28 protein-coding genes are annotated in these 23,941 nt (G+C 40.7%); 1 reads left to right on the forward strand and 27 read right to left on the reverse strand.

The window, feature by feature from the left end; translation table 11 throughout:
• Positions 1-30 precede the first annotated feature (30 nt).
• The 16 genes from MHB67_RS10365 to MHB67_RS10440 all read right to left on the reverse strand — a co-directional run bounded on the left by MHB67_RS10365 (position 31) and on the right by MHB67_RS10440 (position 12,820).
• Positions 31-810, reverse strand: coding sequence for a protein-glutamate O-methyltransferase CheR (locus tag MHB67_RS10365; protein WP_024428089.1), 780 nt, complete (start codon positions 808-810; stop codon positions 31-33).
• Positions 811-955: 145 nt separating this feature from the next.
• The gene (gene ndk / locus MHB67_RS10370; protein ID WP_024422808.1) at positions 956-1,402 is read right to left on the reverse strand and encodes a nucleoside-diphosphate kinase; all 447 of its coding nucleotides are present in this window, start codon (positions 1,400-1,402) and stop codon (positions 956-958) included.
• A 129-nt stretch (positions 1,403-1,531) separates the two neighbouring features.
• Positions 1,532-2,494, reverse strand: coding sequence for a heptaprenyl diphosphate synthase component II (gene hepT, locus MHB67_RS10375; protein ID WP_044333210.1), 963 nt, complete (start codon positions 2,492-2,494; stop codon positions 1,532-1,534).
• 24 nt (positions 2,495-2,518) lie between these two features.
• Positions 2,519-3,223, reverse strand: a complete 705-nt coding sequence (locus MHB67_RS10380; RefSeq protein WP_024422810.1) for a demethylmenaquinone methyltransferase — start codon at positions 3,221-3,223, stop codon at positions 2,519-2,521.
• A 3-nt stretch (positions 3,224-3,226) separates the two neighbouring features.
• Positions 3,227-3,994: a heptaprenyl diphosphate synthase component 1 gene (locus MHB67_RS10385; protein WP_024422811.1), complete on the reverse strand. Its 768-nt coding sequence runs from the start codon at positions 3,992-3,994 to the stop codon at positions 3,227-3,229.
• 114 nt (positions 3,995-4,108) lie between these two features.
• On the reverse strand, positions 4,109-4,339 hold the full coding sequence (gene mtrB / locus MHB67_RS10390) for a trp RNA-binding attenuation protein MtrB (RefSeq protein ID WP_008344541.1): 231 nt from the start codon (positions 4,337-4,339) through the stop codon (positions 4,109-4,111).
• Positions 4,340-4,363: 24 nt separating this feature from the next.
• The gene (gene folE / locus MHB67_RS10395; RefSeq protein ID WP_003215789.1) at positions 4,364-4,933 is read right to left on the reverse strand and encodes a GTP cyclohydrolase I FolE; all 570 of its coding nucleotides are present in this window, start codon (positions 4,931-4,933) and stop codon (positions 4,364-4,366) included.
• Between the two features lie 190 nt (positions 4,934-5,123).
• Positions 5,124-5,402, reverse strand: a complete 279-nt coding sequence (gene hbs / locus MHB67_RS10400) for a non-specific DNA-binding protein Hbs (RefSeq protein WP_003215863.1) — start codon at positions 5,400-5,402, stop codon at positions 5,124-5,126.
• Between the two features lie 374 nt (positions 5,403-5,776).
• Complete coding sequence (gene spoIVA / locus MHB67_RS10405; RefSeq protein WP_008344534.1) at positions 5,777-7,255, reverse strand: stage IV sporulation protein A; 1,479 nt, start codon at positions 7,253-7,255, stop codon at positions 5,777-5,779.
• A gap of 204 nt (positions 7,256-7,459) precedes the next feature.
• Positions 7,460-8,185: a hypothetical protein gene (locus MHB67_RS10410; protein WP_342492510.1), complete on the reverse strand. Its 726-nt coding sequence runs from the start codon at positions 8,183-8,185 to the stop codon at positions 7,460-7,462.
• Between the two features lie 18 nt (positions 8,186-8,203).
• Positions 8,204-8,407 carry a DUF2768 domain-containing protein gene (locus MHB67_RS10415; protein ID WP_024422813.1) on the reverse strand — a complete coding sequence of 68 codons (204 nt, stop codon included), beginning with the start codon at positions 8,405-8,407 and terminating at the stop codon, positions 8,204-8,206.
• Positions 8,408-8,673: 266 nt separating this feature from the next.
• Positions 8,674-9,711 carry an NAD(P)H-dependent glycerol-3-phosphate dehydrogenase gene (locus MHB67_RS10420; RefSeq protein WP_024428086.1) on the reverse strand — a complete coding sequence of 346 codons (1,038 nt, stop codon included), beginning with the start codon at positions 9,709-9,711 and terminating at the stop codon, positions 8,674-8,676.
• Between the two features lie 14 nt (positions 9,712-9,725).
• Entirely contained in the window at positions 9,726-11,036 is a 1,311-nt protein-coding gene (gene der / locus MHB67_RS10425) for a ribosome biogenesis GTPase Der (protein WP_024422815.1), read from the reverse strand.
• A 159-nt stretch (positions 11,037-11,195) separates the two neighbouring features.
• Positions 11,196-11,390, reverse strand: a complete 195-nt coding sequence (locus MHB67_RS10430; RefSeq protein WP_008344527.1) for a hypothetical protein — start codon at positions 11,388-11,390, stop codon at positions 11,196-11,198.
• Between the two features lie 6 nt (positions 11,391-11,396).
• On the reverse strand, positions 11,397-12,281 hold the full coding sequence (locus MHB67_RS10435; RefSeq protein ID WP_024422816.1) for a YIEGIA family protein: 885 nt from the start codon (positions 12,279-12,281) through the stop codon (positions 11,397-11,399).
• Entirely contained in the window at positions 12,278-12,820 is a 543-nt protein-coding gene (locus tag MHB67_RS10440) for a hypothetical protein (RefSeq protein ID WP_133744152.1), read from the reverse strand. The genes MHB67_RS10435 and MHB67_RS10440 overlap by 4 nt, the downstream gene beginning before the upstream one ends.
• Positions 12,821-13,000: 180 nt before the next feature.
• Here MHB67_RS10440 and MHB67_RS10445 point away from each other — a divergent pair, with 180 nt between their 5' ends.
• A complete protein-coding gene (locus MHB67_RS10445; protein ID WP_073206119.1) occupies positions 13,001-13,132 on the forward strand; it encodes a YpzI family protein in 132 nt (43 codons plus the stop codon).
• A gap of 216 nt (positions 13,133-13,348) precedes the next feature.
• Here MHB67_RS10445 and fni read toward each other — a convergent pair whose 3' ends face one another.
• From fni to MHB67_RS10500, 11 genes are all read right to left on the reverse strand, one after another.
• Positions 13,349-14,404 carry a type 2 isopentenyl-diphosphate Delta-isomerase gene (fni, locus tag MHB67_RS10450; protein ID WP_024428084.1) on the reverse strand — a complete coding sequence of 352 codons (1,056 nt, stop codon included), beginning with the start codon at positions 14,402-14,404 and terminating at the stop codon, positions 13,349-13,351.
• 14 nt (positions 14,405-14,418) lie between these two features.
• Complete coding sequence (gene rpsA, locus MHB67_RS10455) at positions 14,419-15,570, reverse strand: 30S ribosomal protein S1 (RefSeq protein ID WP_056767151.1); 1,152 nt, start codon at positions 15,568-15,570, stop codon at positions 14,419-14,421.
• Between the two features lie 223 nt (positions 15,571-15,793).
• Positions 15,794-16,471 (reverse strand): (d)CMP kinase, encoded by a 678-nt coding sequence (cmk, locus tag MHB67_RS10460; RefSeq protein ID WP_024428083.1) that lies wholly within the window; start codon positions 16,469-16,471, stop codon positions 15,794-15,796.
• A 71-nt stretch (positions 16,472-16,542) separates the two neighbouring features.
• The gene (locus tag MHB67_RS10465; protein ID WP_024422820.1) at positions 16,543-16,725 is read right to left on the reverse strand and encodes a DUF5359 family protein; all 183 of its coding nucleotides are present in this window, start codon (positions 16,723-16,725) and stop codon (positions 16,543-16,545) included.
• A 63-nt stretch (positions 16,726-16,788) separates the two neighbouring features.
• The gene (locus MHB67_RS10470) at positions 16,789-17,436 is read right to left on the reverse strand and encodes a flagellar brake domain-containing protein (RefSeq protein WP_041117839.1); all 648 of its coding nucleotides are present in this window, start codon (positions 17,434-17,436) and stop codon (positions 16,789-16,791) included.
• A 102-nt stretch (positions 17,437-17,538) separates the two neighbouring features.
• Positions 17,539-18,888 carry a germination protein YpeB gene (gene ypeB / locus MHB67_RS10475; protein ID WP_024422822.1) on the reverse strand — a complete coding sequence of 450 codons (1,350 nt, stop codon included), beginning with the start codon at positions 18,886-18,888 and terminating at the stop codon, positions 17,539-17,541.
• Positions 18,889-18,904: 16 nt separating this feature from the next.
• The gene (gene sleB, locus MHB67_RS10480; protein WP_073206125.1) at positions 18,905-19,816 is read right to left on the reverse strand and encodes a spore cortex-lytic enzyme; all 912 of its coding nucleotides are present in this window, start codon (positions 19,814-19,816) and stop codon (positions 18,905-18,907) included.
• 133 nt (positions 19,817-19,949) lie between these two features.
• Complete coding sequence (prsW, locus tag MHB67_RS10485; protein WP_073206127.1) at positions 19,950-20,606, reverse strand: glutamic-type intramembrane protease PrsW; 657 nt, start codon at positions 20,604-20,606, stop codon at positions 19,950-19,952.
• A gap of 155 nt (positions 20,607-20,761) precedes the next feature.
• Positions 20,762-21,733, reverse strand: a complete 972-nt coding sequence (locus tag MHB67_RS10490; protein WP_073206130.1) for a YpdA family putative bacillithiol disulfide reductase — start codon at positions 21,731-21,733, stop codon at positions 20,762-20,764.
• 124 nt (positions 21,734-21,857) lie between these two features.
• Positions 21,858-23,132: a Glu/Leu/Phe/Val dehydrogenase gene (locus MHB67_RS10495; RefSeq protein WP_007500982.1), complete on the reverse strand. Its 1,275-nt coding sequence runs from the start codon at positions 23,130-23,132 to the stop codon at positions 21,858-21,860.
• A 196-nt stretch (positions 23,133-23,328) separates the two neighbouring features.
• Positions 23,329-23,907, reverse strand: coding sequence for a genetic competence negative regulator (locus tag MHB67_RS10500; protein WP_024422826.1), 579 nt, complete (start codon positions 23,905-23,907; stop codon positions 23,329-23,331).
• Positions 23,908-23,941: the final 34 nt, after the last annotated feature.

A 23,941-nucleotide genomic window follows, 5' to 3' on the forward strand; every position in this document is an offset into this window, starting at 1 on the left:
ATAATAACACACTTGCTACTAAAAAGTCAGCTACATACCCTTCTTTTGATAAAAGAAAGTATCAGCAGATGTCAGTCCAAACTTTTCTGGGTGAAAAATTTGCTCTGTAGAACCAACAAATAATACGCCATTTTGTTTTAAACTGCTGCTCATTTTTAAGTAAATTTCTTCTTTTGCCTCTTCAGTAAAGTAAATCAGTACATTTCGGCAGACGATGAGGTCAAGCTGTTTTTCATATGGATCTGCTAAAAGGTTGTGCTTCTTAAATTGAATATGCTTTCGAACCTCATCCTTCACAGTGTAAAATGAAGAATCTTCTTTTGTGAAATATTTTTGCTTGATATGATCTGGCACCTCTTGCAGAGAGCGTTCATGATATCTGCCTTTTTGAGCTGACTGCAGAACTTTATCATCAATATCAGTTGCAATAATTTGGAAGTCTTTCACAAGAGGATGGCTTGACAGCAGCATGGAGAGTGTATATGGCTCCTCTCCTGTCGAACATGCTGCACTCCAAATCTTTAAGGTGCCGCCATTTTTCGAAAGCAGCGGCAGGATTTTTTGATCAAGTACTTCCCAGCGCTGATAGTTTCGGTAAAATTCTGACACATTTATCGTCATGCGGTCCATCGTCTCATCTAATAATGCTTTGTCCTTTTCAAGCGCGGCCGCGAATGCTTCAAAATCTTTATATCCTTTTTTATCATAAAGTGAGGTTAATCTTCGTTTCATTTGTGCTTCTTTATATAAATTCAGATCAACCCCGGTTAGTTTTTTCCATTTTCCAACAAATACTTGATATGGATCCATCAATGTCCTCTCCTGTCTCATCTATCTTTGTCCTAGTATAGCTGTTTTTATCGAAAATTTGTATCTTCTCATGAGAAATTTCGTGTAGAAAGTTCAATATAAAAAAAGCCAAAGTGCTCATTAGATGAACACCTTGGCTTGAATCTTAATAAATCCAGCTTGAGATGGTTTGATCCCAGCTTGTGAGTTCTTCTTGTTTGAAGAATAAGTTAATTTCTCTTTCAGCACTTTCTGGTGAGTCTGACCCATGGATAATGTTTTTCCCAACAGTCAATCCATAGTCTCCTCTTATTGTGCCTGGAAGCGCTTCCTTCGGATTTGTTTTGCCGATAATCTGTCTTGTCACGTCTACTACCTGTTCACCTTGCCATACCATTGCAAATACAGGTCCTGACGTAATAAAGTCAACCAATTCCCCGAAAAACGGTTTTTCTTTATGCTCTCCGTAATGGGTTTCTGCTACTTCCTTTGGAATACTCATTAGTTTTGCACCAACAAGCTGAAGCCCCTTTTTTTCGAATCTTGACACAATGTCACCGATTAATTGTCTTTCCACACCATCAGGTTTGACCATAAGAAATGTTTTGTCCATATACGTTTTCCACCCCGTCGTTATGTATGTATAGGCTTACATTGTTACAAAGTGATCGTATCATTTTTTTTTATAATAATCAATTTTTGACAAAAAATTTCACAAAAAAACCAATCAACATCACGTTGATTAGAATTTTCGTTTCCCAATATATTTTGCAATGGAGGCGAGTGACGTTCTCGCACGTCCTCGAGGAAGTTTGTCGAGCTGTTCAAAAGCTTTTTTCAAATACATTTCACTCACTCGAATCGAGCGGTCGATCGCATCTGTTTGTTTGAGGCTTTCAATGACAGGCTCCAGCTGCTTCTCCGTCGTTTCACTATTGATCAGCTTCAATTGACCTTGTAGCGTCGGATTTTTCAGTGCATATAAGACTGGGAGTGTGACATTCCCTTGTAAAAGGTCTCCTCCGACAGGCTTGCCCAGCTCCTCTTCAGTTGATGTGAAATCAAGGACATCATCAATGATTTGATAGGACATGCCGACATAGTATCCAAACCAATAGAGGGCTTTATGTGTTTTTTCATCTGTACCTGCTGCAATAGCGCCTAATTGACAGCTGCCTGCAATGAGCAAGGCTGTTTTTCGTTTGATTCTTCTTAAATATGTACGGAGGTTTTGATCCATATTATATTTATCTTTCACTTGCTCTATCTCACCAAGACAAAGCTCGACGACCATTTTTGACAAAATTTCATGTGCCATTGGGTGATTGATTTTTGTCATGTATTCAAGTGATCTCGCAAACATATAATCCCCTGTGTACATGGCAATTCTGTTATCCCATTTTGCCTTTATCGTTGGTTTGCCTCTTCTCAGCTCTGCATCATCAATGACATCATCGTGAACAAGTGATGCCATATGAATCAGCTCGAGGGCAACGGCAACATATTTAATTTTATTAATGTCATAGTCACCAAACATGCCTGAAAGGAGAACAAAAACGGGGCGGATTCGTTTTCCGCCCGCTTGCAGCAAATGAAGACCTGCTTCACTTAATAATGCATAATCAGAGCGAACTGTTTGTTCAAGCTCTTTTTCAATTATATCGATATCATGATTTAAAAAAGAGATCATTGCTTTTAGTTTCATTATCTTCACCCAAATATCGTTTATTCAAAGCTTCTTTCCGATATGTGTTGCTGCTACACCGCCTGTAAATGGATGATACGAGACATCAGACAACCCGGCCTCTTCGAACAGAGCCGCCAGCTCTTTCATGCCAGGGAACGTTTTGGCTGATTCTTGAAGCCATGAATACTCCTGATAGCTTTTGGCAAACAGTTTACCAAAGAGCGGCATAATGTATTTGAAATAGATGTAGTAGCCCTGTTTAAAGCCGATCATCTCAGGCTGTGAAGTCTCCAGACAGACAACCATTCCGCCAGGCTTCACTACTCTTGTCATTTCCTTGAGCACCGTTAAATAATCAGGAACGTTTCTAAGTCCAAAACCGATGGTGACATAATCAAATGAGTTGTCCTCAAAAGGGAGCTCCATCGCATTGCCATGAAGCAATTCAATTTGTTTGTAGCCCCCAGTCTTCACCTTCGTTTCTCCAACACTCAGCATGTTTTTACTGAAATCAAGGCCTTTGACCTCGCCTTTTTCTCCAACAGCATCTGCAAGCGCAATTGTCCAATCGGCTGTCCCGCAGCATACATCTAATGCTTTAGACCCTTTTTGCACATTCATAAGTTTCATTGTTTTATCGCGCCATTTTTTATGCTGTTTAAAGCTGATGACAGAGTTCATTTGATCATAGTTTTTATAAATTTTTTCAAATACACCGTGTACTCGCTGTTCTTTTGATTGCTGCATGACTTACCCTTCTTCCACTTTCTGATGGTACGCAGGCTCATTTTTCATATGATCCAAGCGATTTAATAGCTCTTTTTGAACGACCGGAGATGAAACAAGGTGCTCCTTGATCGTTCGTTTGGCCTTTTCATAGCCTTCATTCTCAAAATTGTCAAAGCACGAATAGGCGTCCGTATAACGATCGTTCAAAAAAAGTTTTAAATGTTTGTCATTTTCTGCTTGTTTCATGAAGCGTTTATAAACAAGAAAACGACTTGCAATCTCATTCCAATGCGTTAATTGAAAATGCTCAGAAATCCTTTGGAAAAGCGCAGATTCAACTGTAGCTACACTTTTGTAAAAGTGCGCTGCATCTTGAATGGACCGGTCATACAGTCTAATTTTATGTTCATTGATCTCTTTGATCGCCGTAGCGAGCGTGCGGATCATATAAATGTCTTTCATGTCAGAGAGAAGAGAATAATAGAGACCGCTGAAATAGTCTCCTGCCAGGATGGTCAGCTGACGATTTTTGAATTCGTCTTGCTTGATGGCTGCAGCAGTTGTGACTTCGTCATGGGTATCAAGGGCAATTTGCACAAGCATCGCCGTTAAAATATAATTTTCTTTTTTCTCTGCATCAATTTGAGCTTCTTCAAACATTGCATGAAAAAGAAGGAGCTTATCTTCATCGATGAGTGGTGCGCGTAAATGCTTCGCCAAATAAGGATGAGAAAGCTTTTTATTTAATTTTATATTTAGATTAGATAAAATTCCGTAGATGTCTTGCAAAGATATCACCCTTGTCCCAAAAATTACAGTTTCATATGTAGACCTGCACATTGTATAGAGATTTATTATACCATATCAGCTCTCACTTTTATGCTATCAAGTGCTACAAGTTCTTTATTTCTTTGCTTCGCTTTGAATTTCGCCGAAGCTTGTTTGAATGACAGCATCGCCTCTTACTTTGATCGCTGACGTATGCTCAGTAAATTGTGCAATGATCACTTCACCTTTATCGAGTTTCTCGGAATGGTGAAATCTTGTATCAGAGCCTCTTGTTAGGCCGATGACGTTTACACCATTATCAATGGCTTTAATCACCACAAAATCAGATGCTTTATTTTCACTCATTTTGTTCACCTTCCATCTATTGAATTAGTCGTTTTTAATAAAGGAAAGCACTTCTGCTCTTGCGGCTGCATCATTTGCAAATGTGCCGCGGACGGCTGATGTGACTGTTTTAGCGCCTGGCTTTTTCACTCCGCGCATCGTCATACACATATGCTCTGCTTCAACGACAATCATCACGCCATGCGGATTAAGTGTTTCCACCATACTATCTGCAATGGTTGATGTAATGCGTTCCTGAAGCTGCGGGCGTTTAGCCACGGCTTCTACAGCTCTTGCCAGCTTACTAAGTCCCGTTACTTTTCCTCCGCGCGGAATATAAGCAACATGGGCTTTCCCGTAGAAAGGTACAAGGTGGTGTTCACACATTGAATGGAAAGCAATATCTTTTACAAGGACGAGTTCTTCGTGGTCTTCGCCAAAAATGGTTTTAAAATGTTCTTTTGGATCTTCATTTAATCCCGAGAACACTTCTTCATACATTTTTGCGACTCGTTTTGGGGTATCAAGAAGTCCTTCACGATCCGGATCTTCTCCGATTGCTTTTAATATATCGCGTACCGCGTGTTCAATTAATTCTTTATTTATTTCACTCATGTATTATATCCTCCAAAGGCGATTACATTTCATTCAGATTCTAGCACACTTCAGATCCTAAAAGCAAAGGAGAGCGTTCTAAACGAACCTTTTGATTCAAAAGGAAAAGCCCCTTATGAAAGGGGCTTTTCTAGACCAGTGTGAAACTGTATATGTATAACTCCTTCAACAGGATCATTACACATAACGATTATTTACCTGCCACCGCGTCTTTAAGTGCTTTACCTGGTTTGAAAGCAGGTACTTTGCTTGCAGGGATTTCGATCTCTGCACCAGTTTGTGGGTTACGTCCTTTACGAGCTGAACGCTCACGTACTTCAAAGTTACCAAAACCAATAAGTTGGATTTTGTCACCATTTTTAAGTGCATCTAAAATTGTATCAAAAACAGAATCAACTGCTTTTGTCGCGTCTTTTTTAGATAACTCGCTTGCTTCAGCAACCGCGTTAATAAGTTCTGTCTTGTTCATGCCTTTCACCTCCTCCCAAAAATATGCATTCAATAGATTGTTATCATTTCTTCACAATTCATCTTCTTTCTATACCCTTTTTTAGAAAAAAGAGCGTCCTAGAAAGCGTTATACATGGCTTTTCATTAGAAAACATCTCTTTGAAGGAATGTTTGTCCAACAAAGTGAAGATTTTCTGTAAGTAGATTAACACATATGAAATACCATATCAAGCATTTTAAAGGGTAGAATCCTTATTCGTCAAGGATTAAGGGCACTTTTGCGAACGAATATTCCTAATTTCAACCTGAATCTGACTAATCTTTATACAATTGTCTTTTTATGACTCATTCAATACGCAAAAAAAGACCCCTATCAATGAGAGGTCTCACTTGCTATAAAATAATCGCAATCAAACCGCCGGATCCTTCGTTGATGATTCTTTCAAGTGTTTCCTTCAGCTTATATCTTGCATTTTCCGGCATGAGAGACAGCTTAGCTTGAATGCCTTCTCTAACAAGGGAGCTGAGGGAGCGGCCAAATATATCTGAATTCCAGATCGAAAGTGGATCATCTTCAAAGTCTTGCATTAAGTAGCGGACAAGCTCTTCACTTTGTTTTTCTGTTCCGATAATCGGTGCAAATTCGCTCTCTACATCTACTTTGATCATGTGAATAGATGGAGCGACCGCTTTTAATCTCACGCCGAATCTTGATCCCTGCCTAATGATTTCTGGCTCATCTAAACTCATATCTGATAACGCTGGCGCTGCAATCCCGTAACCAGTCTGCTTCACCATTTTTAATGCGTCTGATACTTGATCATATTCTGTCTTAGCATGAGCAAAGTCTTGCATGAGCTCTAGAAGATGGTCTTTTCCTCTAATTTCTACACCAACCACTTCTTTTAAAATATGATCATATAGATCATCTGGCGCATACAGGTCAATCTCCGCAATCCCCTGACCCATTTCAATTCCTGCTAAACCCGCTCTTTCGATAAAATCAAATTCACTGAATTGACCAACGACACGGTCGACATCTCTTAATCTTTTAATATCCTTTACAGTTTCCTTTACTGAATCCTGATAGCTCTCTCTCAGCCAGTGATCTTCTTTTAGCACCATCACCCAGCTTGGCAGGTTCACATTCACCTCTAGAACTGGGAATTCATATAATGCTTCACGAAGAACGCTGAGTACGTCTTGCTCTCTCATACTTTCTACGCTCATGGCGAGTACTGGAATATCATACTTTTGGCTAAGTTCTTGCCGGAGCGCTTCTGTTTCAGGATGATATGGCCTCACAGAGTTAATGACCATAATAAACGGCTTTCCAACCTCTTTGAGTTCATCAATTACACGTTCTTCAGATTCAATATAATCATGTCTTGGAATTTCTCCAATGGAACCATCTGTTGTAATGACTACACCTATTGTTGAATGCTCTTGAATGACCTTGCGTGTACCAATTTCCGCTGCTTCATGAAACGGGATTGGCTCTTCATACCACGGCGTATTGATCATTCTTGGGCCATTTTCATCTTCATACCCGCGCGCACCAGGGACAGTGTATCCCACACAATCGACAAGTCTGATGTTGACATCAAGGCCGTCACTCACGTGAATTGATGCTGCTTGATTCGGTACAAATTTTGGCTCTGTGGTCATAATGGTTTTTCCTGCTGCGCTTTGTGGCAATTCATCCTGTGCTCTTGCACGATCTGCCTCATTATTGATATTCGGGAGCACCACGAGCTCCATAAACTTTTTAATAAACGTAGATTTCCCTGTACGAACAGCGCCAACGACTCCTAAATATATATCGCCTCCTGTTCGTTCAGCGATATCCTTGAAAATATCGACTTTTTCCAAGTGATCCCCTCCCGGACTTGCTATCCTCGTTTTCAAATTAAATACTCTATTCTTCAATCAAACTGTGCTTGAAAGGTGTCTGGACAATATATGTGTATGACGTTGTCCTATTTGAATATGACACCTTTTTGTTTTGAGAGTATGTTTAGCCATAAAAAAACCTTTCTCCTCATTTATATGCAGAGGAAAAAGGTTCATTCTTGTTTATGACGTCTTTTTTTCTAAAAAGGCAGGCTCACCTTTTTTGTTGATGGTATATGGGACAGAAAACGCGGGTACAAACGGGGTTTCCTGCCAATATACATCTTGAATGTTTTCACCTGGTTTCAGCTTTTGCTTCGAATTCTTCAAAATATGAGCAAAATCACTGCGGTAGTCCACATAGATGTCACCGTTTGATGAAATTAGTAATGGGAGGGAATTCCCTGTCACAGGACTCATGACCGCAGGCGGCGATTTTAATCCTAATTTTTTTTCATTTAACGTATATAAATTGGCTGATACGACTTTGCCGTATGGCGGATATGTATGTTCATCTTGATACATCTTGATCCTAAGACGTAATTCATTGATGGTCTGCGTCATTTTGACATCAAGCAGTTTCACAGTGGGTTTCTTTTCGACGTCTGTAAGGACATAAATATATTCGCCCCCGCCTTCATAAGATGTAGACGGTACGTCGTGTAAATATCTTGGTGACAAGCGCTTAAAGTCGATGACATATTTCTGATAAACCGGCGTGTCTGCTTCTTTCGTTTCTATAGGCAAAAGACCATTTGTTGCTTTTTGAAATTCCTCAATCGCTGTCTGTACACTTTGCAGCTGCTCTTCATATGGCACCCGGTTCTCAGCTTTGCGATTTTCTGGATACAGACATCCTGTTAATAAAATAAGTGCTAACAGTGTGACACTGACTTTTGCTTTGATCATCACATTCTTCCTTTTTCTTTATTCATTGACCGGTCCGCTAAAGACAACTAAAAACACAATGATACCTGATATCAGCATCAAGCTGTATGCAACGGTCGAGGCCGTTATTTTAAGAAATTTGCTTTTCAGCTTAAACCTGCTGAGATAAATGGTTACTACGGCTAAAAACATGAGCCCCATTGAACCAAGCGCAAACCACATCTTGATTAAAGCAAAACTCATCGTGCCTGTCCCCCTTCAAAACGAACGAATTGTAAGCGTTTATATTTCATTTTAAACCAAAAATAAGGTAAATATCAATCATTTTTCCAATCATTCAGAAAAAAGCGCATAAAAAAACTGAAGCAAAGAGGGGGACTCTGCTTCAGTCATTGGATCGACTATTTTCCTCATTCTGTAGAGGCAAAGCTCTATTCAAACTTCATTGCTATGTTATGCAAGTCTTCCCCTTCTTGCATCCTCTACATGCCTAAGTTCAGTCTTTCCTTTTATTTTGTTTGGTTTTCAAACATGTTCACAAGGTCTTCCATCTCATGTGTTTTCACACGTGCCATCAATGATTCTACAGCATCGTCCACCTTTTTCCCTTCAAACAGGACGCCGTAAAGAGCCTCTGTGATCGGCATGCTGACCTTGTATTCTTTGGAGAGCTGATAAGCGCCTTTTGTTGTGCGGACGCCTTCGACAACCATGCCCATTTTTTCAAGCACTTCTTCGAGCTTATATCCTTTACCGAGTAAATTCCCGCAGCGCCAGTTACGCGAATGAACACTTGTACATGTCACAATTAAATCGCCAACGCCTGTTAATCCGGCAAATGTAAGGGGATTCCCTCCCATTTTTGTGCCAAGACGTGCGATTTCAGCAAGTCCTCTTGTGATAAGCGCCGCTTTTGCATTGTCACCATATCCAAGTCCGTCTGTAATACCAGCCGCAAGAGCAATGATATTTTTCAATGCGCCGCCAATTTCCACCCCAATCACATCAGGGTTTGTGTACACTCTAAAATGATTGTTCATGAATAAATCTTGAACAAATTGAGCTGCTTCAATGTTTTCTGACGAGACAGTGACAGTTGTCGGATGACGCAGACCTACTTCTTCTGCATGACTCGGTCCTGATAGGACAACGACAGCCTCTCTTTTCTCAGATGGGACTTCTTGTTCAATCATTTGAGAAATTCTAAGAAGTGTATCTGGTTCAATTCCCTTACTGACATGGACAAATGGCACCTTCGATGAGATCAGCTCATTTGCCTGCTTCAATACCTCACGAATGGCTTTTGTTGGCACAGCGACAATAACCGCCTCTGTCCCCTCTAAAGCCTGCTTCATATCGGTTGTCGCCTGAATAGACGCTGGCAGTTCGACATTTGGCAAGTAATCATGATTTTCATGTTTCTCATTGATTTGATCAATGAGCTCTTGTCTATGTCCCCACATGTGTACATCATGATGATTATCAGCTAATACAAGCGCAAGAGCTGTTCCCCAGCTGCCTGCTCCAAGTACTGAAATTTTCTTCATCCTGCTCACCCTTTTTATTTTCTCGCTCTCGCAAATATTTTAATTGGTGTTCCTTCAAAACCAAATGCATCTCGAATGCGGTTTTCTAGGAAACGCTCATAAGAAAAGTGCATAAGCTCTGGATCGTTGACAAACACAACGAAGGACGGAGGCTTAATGGCCACCTGTGTTGCATAGTAAATCTTTAGGCGCTGTCCGTTATGGGTCGGCGTTGGATTCATCGCCACCGCATCCATGATGATATCATTTAAAATATTGGTTTGAACGCGCATTGCATGGTTTTCGCTTGCTGTGATAATGGACGGCATTAATGTATGAATTCTCTTTTTCGTAAGAGCAGACATAAACAAGACAGGTGCATAATCAAGGAATTGAAAATGCTCGCGGATGTTTTGCTCAAATTCCTTCATCGTACGCTCATCTTTTTCAACAGCATCCCATTTGTTCACAATGATGACAACAGCTTTACCAGCTTCGTGTGCATAGCCAGCAATTCGTTTATCCTGCTCAATAATGCCTTCCTCGCCGTCAAGTACAACAGCGACAACATCAGAGCGGTCAATGGCTTTTAATGCACGAAGTACACTGTATTTCTCTGTTGTTTCATATACTTTCCCTTTTTTCCTCATACCTGCTGTATCAACAATGACAAAGTCACGCTGATTGTACGTAAACATCGTATCGACAGCATCTCTTGTTGTACCAGCGATGTTGCTGACAATGACGCGGTCTTCTCCGAGCATCGCATTCACTAAAGAAGATTTCCCTACATTCGGACGGCCAATTAAGCAGAACTGGACAACTTCTTCATCATATTGCGTATCCGGCAAATTCTTAAAATGTTCTGCCACTGCATCAAGCAGGTCACCAAGACCTAATCCGTGTGTTCCAGAAATCGGATACGGCTCGCCAAATCCGAGTGCATAAAAGTCATACACGTCGCTTCTCATTTCAGGGTTGTCCAGTTTATTGACAGCAAGTACAACTGGCTTTTTCGTGCGATATAAAATTTTTGCGACTTCTTCATCCGCAGATGTCACGCCATCTCGGCCATTCACCATAAAGATAATGACATCCGCTTCGTCCATTGCGATTTCTGCCTGATGGCGAATTTGCGCCAAGAATGGCTCATCTCCAATATCAATTCCACCAGTATCTATTAAATTAAAGTCATAATTTAACCATTCAGCAGAGCTATAGATTCGATCTCTTGTTACACCAGGTGTGTCTTCTACAATCGATATTCTTTCGCCTGCGATTCGATTAAAAATTGTAGATTTTCCAACGTTGGGCCTTCCAACAATGGCTACGACAGGTTTACCCATAGTACCCTTCCTTTCAATCCAGCCGCGATTCAATATGTTCATCATCATGTTTCAACCGGGATTTATAATTTTCATTCAGTTTTATGAAATAAACCCTTCAAACATGAAGGGTTCAACTTATATATTATATCAATTTTTAATCAGACCACAATGAATAACTTAAAAATGTTTGACAATCAAGTAAAGATCTTCTCCAATGCCGTGTGCAATTCCATCTAAAATGGCCTCTAAATTCATGGCATACATGTCGAGCTCTTCTTTATTTTCACAGAAAAAAACCGCTGTTCCGCCAATGACCCGCTCTTTATTAGTTGTTGCCACAGCCAATATAAATTGTTCAATAGTGTTCGCCATGCCCTATTACCTCACTTTCTTTTTAATGAAATCTGTCGGCATTCTTATGGCATTTTCTAAAATAGGCACCTCTTCTAATACACGGACAGCCAAATCTTCACGCTGCCATTGCGGTAAAATGAACACACCAAGTGTACCGGTATTCAGATCACGTTTTGCGAGCGGACAGAGCGATGGTTCACCAGAATCGCGGTACACGCCAAGCACGTTCGATAAATCAAATAAAATGGCTTGCCGCTGTCCAAGGTTAGCAATCGTTGTAGCAGAGTTGAAATTTTTCGGTGTCAAAATAAAACCCATACCATGCTCTAAAATGAGCTTTTGCTTTTCAGGCAGCCCGATATTCATAATGTATATATCATTCACATAAAGCCCTGCCCCATCAAAGCGAAGTTCCCCTTTTTGAATGCTGACGATATCCTTTAATTGACTGCCTGACATTAATAGCTTTGCCATGAAAAAACAAAGAATACCGACTACTGTTCCAACAACAAGCGAGAAGAAAATACAGGCTGTCGTTGTAATAAGTGCAGTGAGAATCGCAATATAATTTCGACTTTCAAAGGCAATGGCAATGCCCTCTATATATGTACTGCCTCGTGAGACAAGCTCATACGAATCCATTTGGGTTAACGTATTTCTTTCCATATTTCGGACATCTCGAAATTGCGTGGCTGCCAAAGTGAGAAAGGTAATCGCTGTAAATTCCTCCTGAATTAGTGCAGGCATAATGATCGCACCTAATCCTGACGCAATAAAACCAAGTGCAATGTGAATCACTTGTCCATGAATATACGTAGGGTATTGCCGGTAATCCGTTCTTAACATGTAAAGTCTGGCCGCCATCCCAAAGATGACACCAATAATCACAGGAAACGTATAATCTGTCATGTTGATTTTGCAGCCCCTTTTACTGATTTTCTTGATGAACGGGCGTTCAAGAGCTTTTCAAACTGATCGACACCTAATAGGAAGACGGCTCCTTGTACAACGAAGGAAAGAAAAGAGAGATCCCCTATGACAATTGATGATGTGAGGCGGTGAATCGTCAGCGCATAAAGGGCTTCGCCGAGACATACTGACATCATCCATAAGGTGATTCTTTCCGTTAACGGCTGTCCATATGTCATACACATTAAGATCAGCAGGGCAAATACGACCCAATCCACCTTTATTATCGTGAACCAAACAGGGTCATATAATGCAAATATCATAAAAAAGGCATACGCGCTCACCATCGAGCCCAATTGCATGATTCTCATCATTCGGTAACTAGGCCTGAATATGACGAAAGCAGCACATGCATATAAAAAAGTCATCAAGAAACCCGCATTGATGCTTATATCTAAAACGGATATCATGACATGACTGAATATAATATGGACAAGTACACAGATGCCCAGCACGGTGCGCCACAAACTTTTTTCCATGATAAATGTCACCATAATCCAAACGAACCATATAGACCAATAATAGTACAAAGCCTCCAACGCCTCATCACCTCAATTACATTATGGGAAAATCTCCATTTTTTAAACATGCGGATCGTTACCGGCTCTGTATGAAATAAACAAGAGGTGACACCCTAATAACCTGAGGAGGGATACATGATGGGAAAAGATAGACAGGAAAAGCGTTTAAAGGCGTCAAGAAGAGTGGAATCTGACCGCGATCAATCCATTCATCATAAGGGTGCAACAGCATTAGAAGGTCCAGAAAGCGCTCGAAAAAGAAATCAATAAAAAAAGGCATGTGATCATCACATGCCTTAGATTTGTTGACAAAGGGCTAAAATGATGTTTATTTTAGCCCTTTGTCTTCTTTTCAGCGTGATAGAAAACCTTTGCAGCCCTAGGAAGGACGAGTACCGGAGCGGAGCGAATTGTACATTCGTGAGCACCGGCACGCAGGACTGACGCCGAATGCGTGGGTTTGTCTACGCGCTGAGGCATGTGATATCACATGCCTCTCTTACTATAGTACGTTGTGTCAACGCCTCTTTCTTTGAGCCAATGACTTGTTTCCCCTGAGATCACAACTTGAGCCTGTCTCAGTTCTTCAATCGTCTTCACGCCAAGCACTGTCATCATCATCTTGATATCTTCTTGAAGTTCCATGATATCTGCGATGAGGCCGCTTTCTCCTCCACTGGTCAATGATTTTAAGAAAAATCCAGCTAGACCAGCAGCAGATGCGCCAAGAGCCATTGATTTGGTTACATCAAGAGCATCTTGAATACCTCCGGAAGCTAAAATCGTTTGATTCGGAAAGGCAGTATGTACTTCAGCAAGACTCGCTGCAGTTGGAATTCCCCATTGATCAAAATAACGAAGTGCTTTTTGGCGGCGGAGATTTTCAATCTTAGAAAAGTTCGTTCCACCAAATCCGCCTACATCAACGGCTGCAACCCCAGCATGGAATAACTTTCCTGCCGTCTCCTTGCTCATGCCAAATCCGACTTCTTTTACAACAACAGGCACACCAACAGATTCAACGATAGCTGCAATCCGCTCAAGCGCCCCCCTGAAATCGCGATCGCCTTCAGGCATGACAATCTCTTGGATGACATTCAGATGAATTTGGAGCATATTTGCCTCGAGCATGTTGACTGCTTCTTGAGCTTGCTTCATTGTCGCTTCACTGCCTAAATTCGCAAATACAATTCCATCCGGATTGACTTTACGAACGACTTCATATGTTCGTCTTTCTTCTTTATCTTTCAGTGCAGCCATTTGTGATCCAACTGCTACTGGTATATTGGTCTCCTTCGCTGCGATCGATAAAGAGCGGTTGATCTCATAGGTGGATTCTCCGCCTCCGCCAGTCATTGCATTGATAAAAATTGGCGAACCGAAAGTCAGTCCGCCAATTGTCGTATGTGTATCAATTTGTGATGTCGCAAGATCTGGTAAACTGGCGTGAACGAAGGAAACATCATCTAAACCTGTTGCTGCATGCTGGCCAGTGGACAGCGCATGCTCAATATGCTGCTTCTTTCTTTCTGCTCGCGTCAATTTTGATCACCAAATTATTTTAGTTTATTGAGTTTATCGCCGATCAGGTCACCAAGCTGGAATCCGCTTGTGTTTTCTTCTTTCGCCTGATATTGACGATAATCCTCTTCGATTTGTTTTTCAGGATTTTCTTCTAAATCACGGATGCTTAGTGAAATGCGCTCTTCGTCTTCATTCACATCAAGCACTTTCACTTTCACAGTCTGCCCTTCTTCAAGGACTTCTTGCGGCGTGCCGATATGTTTATGAGAGATTTGGGAAATATGCACAAGCCCTTCTACACCTGGCAGAATTTCAACAAATGCACCAAAGCTCACAAGACGTTGAACGGTTCCTTCAAGCACATCACCTTGTTTTACCTTTTCACCAATTTGGCTCCAAGGTCCTGGTAATGTTTCTTTAATAGATAGTGAGATACGTTCGTTATCACGATCAACAGCAAGTACTTTGACCTTGACTTCCTGTCCTTCTTCTACTACGTCAGATGGCTTTTCAACATGCGCATGGGATAGTTGAGAAATGTGAACTAATCCATCAATGCCGCCAATGTCAACAAATGCACCAAAATCAGTAAGCCTCTGCACTTTACCATCAATCACACTGCCTACTTCAAGCTTTTGCAGGAAGTCTTGCTTTTTGTCTAATTGCTCTTGCTCAACGACTGCACGGTGCGAGAGAATCACGCGATTTTTTTCGCGGTCAAGTTCTACCACGACAAGTGAGAGTGTTTTCCCTTTGTAATCTGTGAAGTCTTCTACATAGTGTGCTTCTACAAGAGATGCAGGAATAAATCCGCGCACACCAATGTCAACGACAAGACCACCTTTTACAACGTCTTTTACTTCAGCTTCAAATACCTCTTTTGTGTCAAACTTTTTCTCTAGGTCTTCCCAAGCGCGGTCTGCATCAACAGCACGTTTAGATAAAATCAAAGCATCGTCTTCGACCTTTGTTACTTTAAGCTCTAACTCGTCGCCATCTTTCACGACATCTGATGCTTTTTCAACGTGAAGACTTGATAATTCACTGATTGGGATGATACCAGGTTGTTTCACATTGACGATATCTACATTGACATGCTTGTCCTCAACTTTAGAAACAATCCCTTTCACTACATCTCCAACCTCTGGTACCTGAACATCGATTTGATTCATTTCCTCTGTCATTTCGATAACCTCCTTGGTCCAAACCTACACAGCTTAGTTAAAACGACTGGGCGAATATGTGTCTTAAGCATGATGATTGCCAGCCGAATATGTATTATAGAAACATTCAAATCAATATAATTGCTTGAATGATCAATAAAAATAGTATTAGTATAAACTTCTAATAAAAGACCTTGTTTGTCAAGAGATAAACCTCTAACTTATAAAAGTTTTCTAAAATTTCTTACTGTTTCTCCACGCGGTCTGCTGCATCTAAAATTTTCCCTGCCACCTCTTGAATAGAAAGGGAAGTGGTGTCAATCTCAATGGCGTCATCTGCTTTCTTCAAAGGTGAAACTTCGCGCTCAGAATCAAGCTTATCGCGTCTTGCAATCTCTTCGATCAGCTGATCGTAATTGACATCGTAGCCTTTTTTCTGATTCTCTTCAAAGCGGCGTTTTGCTCTTTCTTCTACTGATGCAAGCAAGAAAATTTTCACTTCAGCATCTGGAAGTACGTGAGTGCCTATGTCTCTTCCGTCCATAACGACGCCGCCTCGTTTGCCAAGCTCTTGCTGCCTGCGGACCATTTCTTCCCGAACAGCTCTGTGCTTTGCAACAACCGATACTTGGTTGCTTACGCGGTCTGTGCGAATATCCTCTGTGACATCCGTATTGTTTAGATGGACTTTTTGACCCTCGTCTGTTGTGACTAGTTCAATGACCGTTTTTTTCAGTAATGAATCAAGTGCCTGTTCGTCTTCAAGGTCTACACCTTGATTGAGTGCCGCAAGTGTAATCGCGCGGTACATAGCACCTGTATCAATATAAATATATGATTTTTTGGCTGCGACAATTTTTGCCACAGTGCTTTTGCCTGCTGCTGCAGGACCGTCAATTGCAATAGATAATTTCTTTTTCATAATACCTCTCCTTGATTGAATCTCCCTTATGAATTGTAACACGATCACCGCTCAAACGGGGGAATTTTCTATCAATCCTTCTGCTTAAACGTTTCAATCCATTCTTCAATGCTCATGTTGTTCACACCCTCATACTGCACGACTTTTGACAAAAAAAGTTCTCCTTTCGTCAAATGAAGTGTGATCTGAACGGTAAGCAATAAAACCAGCTGAATGAGCACCACTTTCAATAACCATCTTTCCATTGTCTTCATACAAAAAGCCTCCACGCTAGATTCTTCCCTCTCTAGTATGGAAGCTTTTTACACCCTTTATTCTTATGCTTTTTTCACACGTGTTAAAAGCTGCTGCTGGAAGCAGTATTTCATGATGTGCTGCTGGTGATCATTTGTGATCTCTGAAAACTCCATGATCGCTCTTTTTTTGCCAGACTGTTCATCTTCATATACTCGATTCATCTCTGCAACCGCTTTTATTTTCACAGGCTCTTTTAGGGGAAGTTCAAACTCTGTGACCACTTCTCCATATTCTTTCAATGACACGCCCTCAGGAACAGAGATCGCTACGCCGCCAGCACTCATATTTACAATAAACGTCTCAAAGGCCTCTTCGTCCGTTTGCATGATAGTAGCTTTGACCATCGTATCCACTCTCAGATATTCTCTTCGCTGAAGGCGAATCATTTCTTCCTTTGGCGGAATGGAAATAACAATCATCGGAATATCTTCTTTTCTTTTTCCGATGACTTCGCTTGTACATTTGTATGGAATTTGATTTTCGTCAAAAAAGAAGACGGTGATTTCTGTTTGCTGGTTTAAGTAGATGGTGCGTCCCGTTTCTTTATCCGCTGGATAATTAATGCAAATATCATCGTTATTATTTTCCAAAACCTTCGATTTTGCTGTTTTCACTTCTTTGTTCTCATTGACATATTCAATTGTGATTGCATCCCCTATTTGTAACATTCCTCATCACTCTTTTCATCTGTGAAATCGTATCCTCTCCTATATTAAACCATGTCTAAAACAAAAGGAAAAGACTTATTAGCCTTTTCCTCGTTTCCTTTTCTATAGGTCTTTATATATAGGTTCTGCGTTTTTTAGTTTATCTACTCGTTCTTCTTTTCCAGTATCTGCATTAATGAACATGCGATACGTATCGTTTTTTATCGTTCCGAGGAACTCATAGCACAGAACTTCCTCTGACATATCATTTTGCACAATCGCTAAATGAGTATCTTCGATCTTTACATGCTGATTTAATGTTTTTTTCGCTTCTTTTTGCGAGATTTTAGGTGCTTTAATGTCTCGTGTTTTATGATTCGTTAAGTAATCCTTCGCTGAAAACCCAACAACCTCACCATCGTCCAATGCGACTTTCATGCGTATACTATCTGGATAAAGCAGAACATTTTTCTGAAGAGGAACATAGGTAAATACACCGATATTATCAAATTGTGCACTTTCATCTAAATGGAACGATTCTGTGTCAAACCCTTGCTTCTTTAGGAAGCTGAGTGCTTTTTCTGATGCCTCATTCAAACTGATTTTCTGTTTTTTCACGTCACGATTCTGAAGTAGGTAGACTGGGTGTCCTCCTTTTTCAGTTAAGTCTAGATAAAAGTTTGCATGGCTGTCTGGATCAGACATCGATAAGCTGTACACGTCGCGATTGGTTTTGCTGCCGCTTTTTCTCACTTTAAAATGTTGATTATGGTCTGGTGTGAATTGCTGTGCAATGCGGATCGCTTCTTTTTTTGAAATCTTATCGCCTTTTAAATGATTGTAGCCTTGTGTTTCTTTTTCTGTGGACACATTTGTAGGCCCAAGATCGACATCTGCAAATGCATCTGCATTTCTCTCGACCGTTTTCAGCCCGTCAATGATGGTGTTGTCGTTCTTTCGATCGCCGTCAGCGAGCGCCATTTCAACATCCATCCATTTTAAGTTTTTATTAAGTACGAGGTGCTGCACTTGTCTAAGTTCGTTTTGGATATCTGACGCTTGATTATATAGAGCTGTAATGGTTTTGTGCGTATCTTTATTTAATGGTTCATCTGATAAAGATTTGACTGATGATTTGTAGCTAAAATCTCCGACATTCGCCAGGAATTCTTCCGTTTTATTAAAAGGCATCAATGTAAGTGGGAGCTGGCTGACATTGTTATGCGCTTCTGATGACATTCTCCATACATCTGCAAGTGCTGGTGAGATGGATGTTTGGCTGTTCATCGCAAGTGTTGCGCCCAGTTTATCATGTAGCTGATCCACCTGATACGTTAAATCATGGAATGCTCTTTGGTAGTTGTTCTCAGCATGAAGCAGTACGGCGTCTTTTTCTTGATGTTCTTTATAGCCCCAGTAACCTGTTGAGATGACAGCAATTCCTAAAATAGCAATCAATATTCCTCTGATCATTTATTTACACCTCTTTTTATTCGCAGAATATATGTTTCCCGATTCGTTTAATTTGTGGTCTTCCCCAAATCCATGGACTTGTTGCTGTATCAGGATTAAAGTAATAGATGGCGCTCTCAGATGGATCCCAGCCATTGATTGCATCAAATACAGCTTTTTTTGCCGTTTCATCTGGCGTCATATAAAATTGCCCATCTGCTACAGCAGTAAACGCAAGCGGTTCAAAAATGACTCCTGCGATCGTATTTGGAAAGGTCGGATTGTTCAAACGGTTTAAGATAACGGCCGCGATGGCCACCTGTCCTTCATACGGCTCACCTCTTGCTTCACTGTACACAGCTTGCGACAAGAGCTGAATGTCATTACTAGAAAAACCACCAGGCATGTTGGCTGCTGTTTGTTTTGGTGTTTGATTTCCCTGCTGGCTGCCTGACTGATTGCCAGACTTCCCAGATGATCCACTTTGACTTTTTTGATTTTCGTTTGTACCTTGGGCTGTCTTTTTTTGCGAACTTCTTTGCGCAGGAGCCTTTGTTTGCTGATCAAGAGGCTTCCCGCCATAATGAGTAAACTGGTTCCCTTCCTGCAGCTGCTTTTGAACAAACTCTTTGTAGTATTTCGTCTTTTGAACTAATAAGCTTTTTGTTTTCTCACCTACAAGTCCATCGACCTTCTTCATGCCGAATTGGCTTTGAAAGTTGCGAACGGCCCAGTACGTCCCCCAGCCATAGACGCCATCGATTTTGCCATTGTAAAAACCATTGTATTGGAGCCGCGCTTGCAGCTCGACTACATCTTCTCCTGTTGCCCCGCGCTGAATGACTTGGGCGGTGAAGGCTTCACTTTTACTGGATGTCAAAAGTGAAGACGCAAGAAGAACGATTGAGAAGATAAGAACAATTTGTTTCATGAAACGAGCTTTATCCATATTTGATCCTCCTGTACTTTTGATGTTTGAATATATGTTTCTTCCGATCCCTATTTTTATACATTCAACACAGGAGAGAATTGGATGGAAAAGACAAAAAAACGCCCTATAAACAAAAAGGACGTTTTCCAAATTAAATTTGCACCATTTTTACCGCACGGGCTTTTTTTGCTTTCCTTAAACCAAACCACCATAAAAAAATCATGAACGGCACCATGATATATCCCCAATTTTTCATCCCTAATAGAATGAAATCATACAGGCCGTGAAACAGCACAGGGAGCGTTAAAGAAAGGAACAGCCATTTGCGCTGCTCTTTTTTATCAGAGAAGCGGGCTTTTCCGATATAAAAACCCATCACAACACCAAATAATGCGTGACTTGATACAGGTAGTAAAGCACGGGTAAATGCATATTCGACCCCATGACCGACTAAGTAAAGGATATTTTCAAGTGTTGCAAAACCAAGTGAGACACTCGTTCCATACACAATTCCGTCATAGTGTTCGTCAAACTGGGCATGTGCATAAACGCTGACCATTAAAATAAACCATTTTAATGATTCCTCTAAAAAGCCCGACGTCACAAATGAAATCAAGATAGGGTTTGTTGCGATATTTTCCTCTTGAAGGACATATTGAATAAACATGGTTGGAAACACAAGTATGACACCTAGCATAAAAGATCTGATGACCATGTGAACCGGCTCATTGTCGTACTGATCTTTCAAATAAAAATAACTTAAAAGTGCGATGCCGGGAGCTAAACCTGCTGAGATGATTGCGATCATAACCAGACCTCTTTCCCTACATTATCCTTCATTATCGTACCATGATTTACCCTTTTTTTATATGACTCGGGCCTATTTTTCTAAAAATACCTTTCTATATAATCCCAATTTATATAAAAAAGAACCGAACCCCTTTGAAGGATTCAGTTCATTTTTTATCCGTTGATTCTTTTGTTGATTTCTTCTGCAATGAGTCTCCCATGAAATCTTCCATTTTCGATGAAAATTTCATTGGCATTATTTCCAGCAGCAATGACTCCCGCAATGAAAATACCTTCAACATTCGTTTCCATCGTCTGTTCATCAAATGCTGGACGGCCTGATTCTGGATCAATCGTGACACCCATTTTTTCTAAGAAAGAATGATCTGGATGATAGCCAGTCATAGCAAATACATAGTCACTTTTCACTCGATCTGTTTGATTTTGCTGGTTTGTAAAGATCACATCTTCTTCTGTGATTTCTTTCACCTGCGCACCAAACTCCATTCGAATTGTTCCATTACGGACAAGCGCTTCAAACTCTGGTAGTATCCAAGGCTTGATGCTTGATGAATATTCAGTTCCTCTATACAGCACAGTGACTCTGCTTCCGCATTTCACAAGTTCTAGCGCAGCATCCACACTGGAGTTCTTTCCGCCGATCACCGTCACATCTTTATCAAAATATGGATGTCCTTCTTTAAAATAGTGATATACGTGAGGAAGGTCTTCTCCTTTGACGTTCATATAGTTTGGATGATCATAGTAGCCAGTCGCAATGACGACGTAATCACATGAATAGTTGTCTTTTGATGTATTTACCGTAAAACGGCCATCTTGTTTCGTCACGGCGTTTACTTTTTCAAAAGCATGTACACGCAGTTTTTTTCGTCTGACGACCTCTCGGTAATAAGAAAGTGCCTGAATACGAACGGGCTTACGGTTCTCAGTAATAAAAGCGACATCACCGATTTCAAGCTTTTCACTTGTACTAAAAAAGGTTTGATGTGTTGGGTAATGATAAATACTGTTCACGACATTCCCCTTTTCAATCACAAGTGCATCAATCCCAATTTGCTTGAATGCGATGGCAGCTGATAACCCGCATGGGCCGCCTCCTATTATGATCGCTTTTTCTTGTTTCATTTGTTCCACTCCTGTCATTTCACTGCAATAACAATTGCTGGGCTGTTTGATTCTTTGTTCCATTCCATAAAAAAATCTCCTATTTAAGGATAGGAGATTTTAAGGCGCGATGCAAATCAGCCGCTTAAATCCAGCCTCTGAATCGAGAAGCTTCAGCCATTTTACGTACACCGACCATATATGCAGCAAGACGCATATCGATTCGGCGGTTTTGCGCCATTTCATAAATATTATTAAATGATTTCACCATCATATCTTCTAAACGAGTTTCAACTTCTTCTTCAGTCCAGTAGAACCCTTGGTTATTCTGAACCCATTCAAAGTAAGAAACAGTTACACCACCCGCACTCGCAAGTACGTCTGGAACAAGCAGTACACCACGATCTGAAAGAATTTTAGTTCCTTCCAGTGTCGTTGGGCCATTTGCTGCTTCTACGACAATTTTGGCTTTAATGTTTGCCGCATTATCTTCTGTGATTTGGTTTTCAATGGCTGCAGGTACTAAGATATCACAATCCAGCTCAAGCAGCTCTTGGTTTGTAATTGTATCGTTAAATAGTTTAGTGACGGTTCCAAAGCTGTCACGTCGGTCAAGCAAGTAGTCAATATCTAGACCATCTTCATCGTATAATCCGCCGTATGCATCTGAAATCCCTACGATTTTTGCTCCAGCATCATACATGAATTTAGCTAAGTAGCTTCCTGCATTTCCGAATCCCTGTACGACAACACGAGCTCCGTTAATGTCAATTCCTTTTTTCTTCGCCGCTTCTTTGATGCAGATCGTCACACCTTTTGCTGTTGCAGTATCACGTCCGTGTGATCCTCCAAGAACAATTGGTTTTCCTGTAATAAATCCTGGCGAGTTAAACTCATCAATTCTAGAATATTCATCCATCATCCATGCCATAATTTGAGAGTTTGTAAACACGTCTGGTGCTGGAACATCTTTTGTTGGTCCAACGATTTGACTGATGGCGCGAACATAGCCGCGGCTTAGTTTTTCAAGCTCTCTGAATGACATTTCTCTTGGATCACAGATAATACCGCCTTTTCCTCCGCCATAAGGAAGATCCACAATTCCACATTTTAAACTCATCCAAATTGAAAGCGCTTTTACTTCTTTTTCCGTAACGTTCGGGTGGAAACGGATTCCGCCTTTTGTTGGACCGACAGCATCATTGTGCTGTGCACGGTAACCAGTGAAAATTTTCACCGATCCATCGTCCATACGTACTGGAATTTTGACCGTTAATAGACGAATTGGCTCCTTCAGCAATTCATACACTTCCTGCGGATACCCTAATTTGTCAAGCGCTTTATGTATGACGGTTTGAGTTGACTTTAAAACATCTAGCTTATCTTCTGCGTTATGAGCGGCGTTTTGATCGGCTGCCATTAAAATAAACCCCCTAGAAATCTTTCATGATCTACTGCTCCCTTTCAAGCAATAGTATACACCTTCGTACTGGTAAAGCAAAGGTAAAAAGCGTTTTTTATCAAAATAAAATATCAGCGTTTATAAATATAAAAAAGGATATAAAAAAATACTGTTGTTTCATCACAACAGTATTAAATATAATAGAAAAAAGTGATTAAAAATACATTTGAATCGTTTTCACAGCATCGTCTTGCATGATCACTTTTCCATACTCTTTTAGCCGGTGAATGGTGAGTGTCGTAGGTGAACCAAACTCTGCTAAAATCGAAATGACTGTATCAGCAGATAATTCTCCAACATCATCCAGGCTGAGGTAATATTGACCTTCATAATGGTAAACTGTACCCCCTAAAAGTCCAATACGACTTAAACTATGGGACAGTTGAATCACATCTTCAAACGAGGCAAATTGATAGAGCACATGCTTACTCTCGTCGAGCTTGACTTGCATCTCAATGTAATCTTCATCAAACTCATCATCAGCATCTTCCTGCTGACTTTTTGTGACAATGACGACCATCCCCTGCGCCTGAAGAGAAAATACTTCAACAGCAATCGGTCCATTCGCTTCAAAACCGAGCTCCTGATTCGCTTCGTTCATCATGTCTTTAAACAGCTGATGGACTTTGAACGAATCTTTCCAAAGGTCTTCTTTCGTAAGACCTCGGTCTGTCAGGTCATCTAGTGTGAGAAAAATTTTGATTTTATTATAATTCAGACGCTCCAGTCGCATAACGTTCCCTCCTGCCTCTTCTAAACACACATCA

It is taken from the genome of Bacillus sp. FSL H8-0516 (assembly GCF_038635285.1).
Lineage (GTDB): Bacteria > Bacillota > Bacilli > Bacillales > Bacillaceae > Bacillus > Bacillus safensis.

Excerpts from the sequence above, each read along its gene's own strand:
- rpsA (WP_056767151.1), bottom strand. The coding sequence starts at position 15,570 with ATGACAGAGGAAATGAATCAAATCGATGTTCAGGTACCAGAGGTTGGA.
- MHB67_RS10440 (WP_133744152.1), bottom strand. The coding sequence starts at position 12,820 with ATGGAAAAAAGTTTGTGGCGCACCGTGCTGGGCATCTGTGTACTTGTC.
- der (WP_024422815.1), bottom strand. The coding sequence starts at position 11,036 with ATGGGTAAACCTGTCGTAGCCATTGTTGGAAGGCCCAACGTTGGAAAA.
- ndk (WP_024422808.1), bottom strand. The coding sequence starts at position 1,402 with ATGGACAAAACATTTCTTATGGTCAAACCTGATGGTGTGGAAAGACAA.
- MHB67_RS10365 (WP_024428089.1), bottom strand. The coding sequence starts at position 810 with ATGGATCCATATCAAGTATTTGTTGGAAAATGGAAAAAACTAACCGGG.
- MHB67_RS10380 (WP_024422810.1), bottom strand. The coding sequence starts at position 3,223 with ATGCAGCAATCAAAAGAACAGCGAGTACACGGTGTATTTGAAAAAATT.
- MHB67_RS10465 (WP_024422820.1), bottom strand. The coding sequence starts at position 16,725 with ATGAAGACAATGGAAAGATGGTTATTGAAAGTGGTGCTCATTCAGCTG.
- MHB67_RS10430 (WP_008344527.1), bottom strand. The coding sequence starts at position 11,390 with ATGGCGAACACTATTGAACAATTTATATTGGCTGTGGCAACAACTAAT.
- MHB67_RS10435 (WP_024422816.1), bottom strand. The coding sequence starts at position 12,281 with ATGACAGATTATACGTTTCCTGTGATTATTGGTGTCATCTTTGGGATG.
- cmk (WP_024428083.1), bottom strand. The coding sequence starts at position 16,471 with ATGAAAAAGAAATTATCTATTGCAATTGACGGTCCTGCAGCAGCAGGC.
- MHB67_RS10410 (WP_342492510.1), bottom strand. The coding sequence starts at position 8,185 with ATGATCAAAGCAAAAGTCAGTGTCACACTGTTAGCACTTATTTTATTA.
- hbs (WP_003215863.1), bottom strand. The coding sequence starts at position 5,402 with ATGAACAAGACAGAACTTATTAACGCGGTTGCTGAAGCAAGCGAGTTA.
- MHB67_RS10420 (WP_024428086.1), bottom strand. The coding sequence starts at position 9,711 with ATGAAGAAAATTTCAGTACTTGGAGCAGGCAGCTGGGGAACAGCTCTT.
- hepT (WP_044333210.1), bottom strand. The coding sequence starts at position 2,494 with ATGAAACTAAAAGCAATGATCTCTTTTTTAAATCATGATATCGATATA.
- sleB (WP_073206125.1), bottom strand. The coding sequence starts at position 19,816 with ATGGATAAAGCTCGTTTCATGAAACAAATTGTTCTTATCTTCTCAATC.
- mtrB (WP_008344541.1), bottom strand. The coding sequence starts at position 4,339 with ATGAGTGAAAATAAAGCATCTGATTTTGTGGTGATTAAAGCCATTGAT.
- MHB67_RS10500 (WP_024422826.1), bottom strand. The coding sequence starts at position 23,907 with ATGCGACTGGAGCGTCTGAATTATAATAAAATCAAAATTTTTCTCACA.
- MHB67_RS10445 (WP_073206119.1), top strand. The coding sequence starts at position 13,001 with ATGGGAAAAGATAGACAGGAAAAGCGTTTAAAGGCGTCAAGAAGAGTG.
- MHB67_RS10490 (WP_073206130.1), bottom strand. The coding sequence starts at position 21,733 with ATGAAACAAGAAAAAGCGATCATAATAGGAGGCGGCCCATGCGGGTTA.
- MHB67_RS10470 (WP_041117839.1), bottom strand. The coding sequence starts at position 17,436 with ATGTTACAAATAGGGGATGCAATCACAATTGAATATGTCAATGAGAAC.
- prsW (WP_073206127.1), bottom strand. The coding sequence starts at position 20,606 with ATGATCGCAATCATCTCAGCAGGTTTAGCTCCCGGCATCGCACTTTTA.
- folE (WP_003215789.1), bottom strand. The coding sequence starts at position 4,933 with ATGAGTGAAATAAATAAAGAATTAATTGAACACGCGGTACGCGATATA.
- ypeB (WP_024422822.1), bottom strand. The coding sequence starts at position 18,888 with ATGATCAGAGGAATATTGATTGCTATTTTAGGAATTGCTGTCATCTCA.
- MHB67_RS10495 (WP_007500982.1), bottom strand. The coding sequence starts at position 23,132 with ATGGCAGCCGATCAAAACGCCGCTCATAACGCAGAAGATAAGCTAGAT.
- MHB67_RS10415 (WP_024422813.1), bottom strand. The coding sequence starts at position 8,407 with ATGAGTTTTGCTTTAATCAAGATGTGGTTTGCGCTTGGTTCAATGGGG.